Genomic DNA, 5,830 nt, shown 5'->3' on the forward strand with positions numbered 1-5,830 from the left:
ACGGGGCTGCACTGAGCTGGCGAACGGCGTCTCGCGCAGCGCTGCCCCGGCACGGCTTGATGATGCTGATGCGTCAAAGAGCGAGGGCCATGTCTTCATCTGCGGCCAGGATCTCCCCGTGGTACGCGCCCCGCGCTTCCGTGACGGACCGCTGGCGTTCGGCGCCTGGCCAGAAGTGTGTGAGCAGCAGGCGCTTCGCTCCCGCGCCGGCAGCGCACTGCCCGGCCTGGGCCGCGCTGAGCAGATGCGGGTCGACAGCCGGACCCTGCAGCGTCGCTCCGGCGACCAGCAGGTCCGCCCCGGCCGCCAGTTCGCCGAGCGCGGGGGCGGGCCCGGCATCGCCGCTGTAGGCCACGGTCAGTCCGGGCGCCGTCAACCGCACGCCCGCGTGCGGCACATGATGCGGAAGGAGCCGCCCGTCCAGCCGGAAGGGACCGACCTCGAAGCTACCCGGCAGCGAATGGGCTTCGAAGACCTCTTGCAGGTCCTCGGTCGGCTCCATCGCCTGCACCCGCCCCAGCACCCCCGGCGGGCAGTACAACGGCACACGCCCGTCGCGCCCCCCGCCAAAGAGCAATGCTCGGCACAGCGCGCTCAGATCCGCACAGTGGTCGGGGTGTTCGTGGGTGATGACCACGGCGTCGACCTCGCTCGCCGTGCACCGCTCCAGCAGCCGGGGCAGTGCCGCGTAGCCGAGGTCCAGGACCAGGCGGAACCCGTCAACCTCCAGCAGGAAACTGCTCGCCGCCCGCCCGGCCTCCGGCCAGGCGCCACACGTCCCCAGCACAGTCAGCTCGCGCACCGCCGCATGCTCCCACAAGGGCAGTCGACAGGGCCATCAACCGCCGACAGCTCCGCCTGAGGCATCGGCAACCGAAAGCCGCTCGACGGCGTGGCCTGCCGCCCCCACCCGTGCGCCGGCCCCTGCCGAACAAGTGGTATCAACACCCGTGAAGGGCCGGTGACCGTGAGCGGTGGCTCGCCCGTCCTCTTTGCTCCGACGCCGGCTCGCGGCGTGGGACTGTCTCGGGTCAGCCTGTGGTGGCGGCCCAGACGTTGGTGTTGCCGAAGGTGGCCGGGCAATCGGCAAGTGGCCAGGGCGCCGGGAAAACCGACTCTCCGGCAGCGAGTGACTTCCCTCGCCAGTCCTGGATCGGTCGGCAGACCGCCGCGTTGCCCATGTCGATCCACACGCCGACGCCGTATGTGCGGCTTGCCGCGGCGTATACGTAGTCGCCGATGCGCTCTTCGCGCAGCCGGTGGCCCGGGTAGCCGGCGCGCAGATCTGCGACCGGGCCGTTGTAGACGGTGGTCCACCTCCCCGGGCCGTCGTCGCGGCCGTAGTTGTGGTGGTTGACGGCGATGGGGGCGCTGAGGAAGACGCCGTGATAGGGCCGTGGCGAGTTCACGTCCGATCCGCGCCACGGCGAGATTACGGCGGCGTAGGCGATGTAGGCGCGGTCACCGGTCGGGGACAGCGCGGGCGCGGCGTAGAGCGGACGGTCTCCGGGGCGGCCTACGGCGACCGGTGTGTGCCAGTGACTCCCGCGGTCGGAGGACCACGAGGCCCGGACCTGCTCGTGGTTGAGGCCCGCGCTGCCGTCGCTCCAGGCGTCGATGATCAGGTTGGTCGCGCCGGCGCCGGTCGGGGCGCCATTGGCGATGTCGACCTCTGGGGCTGCGGCGTTTTCGGTACGTGCTCCGGTGTATCCGTCCATCACGCAGCGGCCGGAGAGCGGGTCGATGAAGTAACACTCGTCGGTGAAGGAGAAGAGCCGGTGTGGCTTGGTCCAGTGCTTGCCGCCGTCGAACGATGTGAAAACGACGTGTTCGCCCCTGGTCGGAAGGTTCGACAGGTCGTGTTGCTGGTAGCTCTCCGCGAACAGGTACACGGCTCCGTGGCTGTCGGTGCGGACGGTGCACCCGATGTACCCCTGATGTCCGAAGGACGGGTCCATGCCGCGGGCGACCACCTTCTCCGTCCAGTGGTCCCCGCCGTCTGCCGAGGTCGCCACGATCAGAGGGACCTGAGCCTGAGACTCATCCTCGCCGATGAGGTAGTCGTTGAAGCACGTGTACGTGTGCCCGAAGTACCGGCTTGATGCGGCGTTGTCGGCCCAGATCTGGTCCTTGTCCCGGAAGCTGGTTGGATCGTTCCTTTCAAGGATGACCGGTCTCATCCAGCTCGACTTCTGCCGCACGCGCGACGGCGTGGGGTTGTCAAGGCGAGAGACACCGACGCCCGCACCGCTCTTGAGGATGGTCCGGTTTTTGAACTTCTCCGCCAGGTTCGCGTAGTAGACGCGTGATCCGTTCGCCCACGAGAAGTGCCCGTTGACCGGGCGCGGCCCGATCGCCACGGCTGGGTCGCCGGAGGAGTAGATCCCCGTCTCGTACCACCACGGGAGGGTGCCGATCGGGCCGACGTGGCCCTCGCATGGATCTGGCGCGGTGCAGTCGCGCGCGGTCCAGCCGGTGTAGGTGGGTTGTGTCCAGGTCCTGCCGCGGTCGAACGAGAAGTAGACGCCGGCGAACCCGTTGCCCGTCGGCACGTCGAGGTTCTCGCATTGGCCGGTGTTGGTGGCGAGGTTCCGCGGACACGCCGCTGCATCGAGGTAGTCGATGGACCCGGCGACGAGGACGTCGGGCCGGTGCGCGTCGATCGCGACCGCGGGCTCGTTCTGGTGGTTCTGCGGTGTCAGGTTCGGCGGGCTCCCCACGCTGACCTTGGTGGCTACAGCGGCGCCGGCCGGGTTCGCATTGCCCTTCGTGTCAACGTCCGCGGCGGCCACGTTCGACAGGAGCGCGAACGCGGCCAGACTCGCGAGTGCAACGACCGACAGGACGCCGCGGCGGGATCCGCCACGACTTTGCCCTCGGCAGGGCGAGCGATGCTCGCGCCCGGCGGCCGAGCCGTCCGCGCGGTTGCCGGCAGGCGCCAGCGGCGGTTCAAGTGCAGTTTCCATCGATCCGCTGCCCTCTAGATCAATTCCAGCGGGCCCCGATCCGGCTCTTCCGGTCCGTCCCGCGCCAGTGATGTGTCCTCACGGTTCGTCGCCGACCTGCGCCCAGCCCGACGATGCCGCTGGCGGCTGTAATGATCACGAGTTTGAGGGGCCTCGATCGGATCCGATTGGTGACACGCCGGCACCTGACGCTCACTCAGCGTGGTCCTCTGGCGTCGCTGGCATACCCAACGACACTGAGCTGGGCGGCCGCTGGCGTTGGGCTTGGACCGAAGGCGCTGCACCGGGTGGACGTCCGTACGGTGACGGCATGGGCAGGGACGGGGTGCCCCGGCTGCGGCTGATTGTGGTCACGGGCCATCGCGAGGCGGGGGCCATGGTGTGCCGTGGGTGCGACTCCGCTGATGCCGGCGAAGGCGCCGGCGGTGTTCTGCTCGTCTGCTGCCGTCCTGGAGCCGGGGTCTCACATTTTGTCTCGGCAACGTACTGCTCTCCCGCCTGCCGCACACGGGCCCGCAGGGGTGGCGTCTGGATACCCGAGATGATCGGCAGTGTGACCCGGGAGCGCTACGACGAGCTCTTCCCTGTAGAAGCAGGTCCTCGACGTCGTTCGCTGACGACACTCCGTCACGTCCGCCGGAAAATAGTAGCCATGGATATAGTAGCCATGTAGTCTATTCGATATGAGCAATGGTTCGCCGGGCCCCATGCAGGTCGCGTCGCTGCACGGTATGCAGCGCGCCGGTGAGCGGCCCAGTCGGCGACGACTCGCCGACCACACCGGCCTGGAGGCGCTGTACGTCTCGAAGCCGGCGCGTGCTCTGGAGTCGGCAGACTGCTTGAGCAGTTGCTGGAGCCACTCGGCGGCCTCGTCGCCCCGCGGACGCGCGTTCACCGACGAGCTGACGACCCTGCTCGACGCACCTCTCGCTCCATCCGTACCGAACGACGAGAGAACTCAGGGGGCACCACCATGACCACCACCGCACCCACCATCACCGCACCCGTCGCCGACGCCCGCGCCCTCGGCCTGGCCCACTACGCCGCGCGTGGCGTCCTGGAGTACGTCCTGGCCCGGCACGGCATCACCTTTCAGCAGCAGATCGCCCTGCGCGCCGCCGTCGGCGCCGATGTCCCGCAGGCGCCGGACGATCTCGTCACCCAGGTCCGGGGCTCCCTCAAGGCCGATCCGGCCGACATCCGCGCCACGCTCGACGAACTGCTGGCCAAGCGGCTGCTCGTCGTGGACGGCGCGCACCTTCGCCCCACGGACGCAGGGCGCGAACTGCTCGCCGCCATCGGCGCGGAGACCGCCCCCGTCACCGCCCGCATCTGGGGCGGGATACCCGCCGAGGACCTGGCCGCCGCCGGCCGCGTCCTCTCCCTGGTCACCGAGCGCGCCAACGCGGAGCTTGCGGCGCTGACCACCTGACCGCCCGACCGAGCCGATGCGTCACGGCGCGAGGTGGGCACGGCCTCCGGTTCCCGCGCGACCTAGGCGGTGGCGAGCGCCAGCAGGGTCGCCGCCGCCGACAGGGCACAGCCCAGCACGCACCAGGCCACCAGCCGCTGCCGCAGCGCCCGGTACCGGGCCTCGTACGTGTGCCGCAGCTCCTCGGCGCGTGCGGCGGTGCGCCGCCACGAGGTGCCGGCCAGGGCCAGGTACTCGGTCTCGAAGTGCCGCTCCAGGTCGTCCCGTTGGGTGTCGGTGAGCCAGCCGAGCCGGGAACCCACGCGGGCCGCCGCCGTACGGCCCTCCTCCCGTGCGGCGGTGAGCAGCAGATGGCCCTCGATCTGCTGGACGAGCGCCCGTTCCTCCCCGGTGCTCATCGTGCGGTCAACTCCCGCTCGCGCGGCGGCATGCCGGGGTGGTGCAGGTCGAACGCCGGTGACTCGCTGCGGATCTGCGGGAGTGAGCGGAAGTTGTGCCGGGGCGGCGGGCAGGAGGTCGCCCACTCGAGTGAACGGCCGTAGCCCCACGGGTCGTCGGCCTCGACCTTCTCGCCGTACTTGGCCGTCTTCCAGACGTTGTAGAAGAACGGGAGCATCGAGCAGCCGAGCAGGAACGAGAAGATCGTCGAGACCGTGTTGAGCGTGGTGAGCCCCTCGACCGCCAGATAGTCGGGGATCCGGCGCTGCATACCGTTCACGCCCAGCCAGTGCTGCACCAGGAACGTGCCGTGGAAGCCGATGAACAGCGTCCAGAAGGTGATCTTGCCGAGGCGCTCGTCCAGCATCTTGCCGGTCATCTTCGGCCACCAGAAGTGGAAGCCGGCGAACATGGCGAACACGACCGTGCCGAAGATGACGTAGTGGAAGTGGGCCACCACGAAATAGGTGTCCGAGGTCGGGAAGTCCAGCGGCGGCGAGGCCAGCATCACCCCGGTCAGCCCGCCGAACACGAACGTCACCAGGAAGCCCATCACCCACAGCATCGGCGTCTCGAAGGAGAGGCTGCCGCGCCACATCGTGCCGATCCAGTTGAAGAACTTCACACCGGTCGGGACGGCGATCAGGAACGTCATGAAGGAGAAGAACGGCAGCAGCACACCGCCGGTGACGTACATGTGGTGGGCCCACACGGTCACGGACAGACCGGCGATCGCGATGGTCGCCGCGATCAGGCCCATGTAGCCGAACATCGGCTTGCGGGAGAAGACCGGGATGACCTCGGAGATGATGCCGAAGAACGGCAGCGCGATGATGTACACCTCTGGATGGCCGAAGAACCAGAAGAGGTGTTGCCAGAGCAAGGCTCCGCCGTTTGCCGCGTCGAACACATGCGCACCGAACTTGCGGTCCGCCTCCAGGGCGAACAGCGCGGCCGCGAGGACCGGGAAGGCGAGCAGCACCAGAACGGCGGT

5 protein-coding genes are annotated in these 5,830 nt (G+C 69.0%); 1 reads left to right on the top strand and 4 read right to left on the bottom strand.

Features of this window, described 5'->3' with window-relative positions:
- Positions 1 to 73 precede the first annotated feature (73 nt).
- Positions 74 to 802 (bottom strand): MBL fold metallo-hydrolase, encoded by a 729-nt coding sequence (locus BEK98_RS46925; RefSeq protein WP_094222921.1) that lies wholly within the window; start codon positions 800 to 802, stop codon positions 74 to 76.
- Positions 803 to 1,031: 229 nt separating this feature from the next.
- Positions 1,032 to 2,720 (bottom strand): sialidase family protein, encoded by a 1,689-nt coding sequence (locus tag BEK98_RS46930; RefSeq protein WP_143684279.1) that lies wholly within the window; start codon positions 2,718 to 2,720, stop codon positions 1,032 to 1,034.
- A 1,219-nt stretch (positions 2,721 to 3,939) separates the two neighbouring features.
- Here BEK98_RS46930 and BEK98_RS46940 point away from each other — a divergent pair.
- A complete protein-coding gene (locus BEK98_RS46940) occupies positions 3,940 to 4,398 on the top strand; it encodes a MarR family transcriptional regulator (protein ID WP_094222923.1) in 459 nt (152 codons plus the stop codon).
- Positions 4,399 to 4,460: 62 nt separating this feature from the next.
- Here the strand turns inward: BEK98_RS46940 and BEK98_RS46945 are convergent, their stop codons facing one another.
- A complete protein-coding gene (locus BEK98_RS46945; RefSeq protein ID WP_094222924.1) occupies positions 4,461 to 4,796 on the bottom strand; it encodes a hypothetical protein in 336 nt (111 codons plus the stop codon).
- Positions 4,793 to 5,830, bottom strand: a 1,038-nt coding sequence (locus BEK98_RS46950; RefSeq protein WP_208643440.1) for a cytochrome c oxidase subunit I, incomplete at its 5' end; no start/stop codon positions are given. The genes BEK98_RS46945 and BEK98_RS46950, both read right to left, overlap by 4 nt.

It is taken from the genome of Streptomyces diastatochromogenes (assembly GCF_002242805.1).
GTDB lineage: Bacteria > Actinomycetota > Actinomycetes > Streptomycetales > Streptomycetaceae > Streptomyces > Streptomyces diastatochromogenes.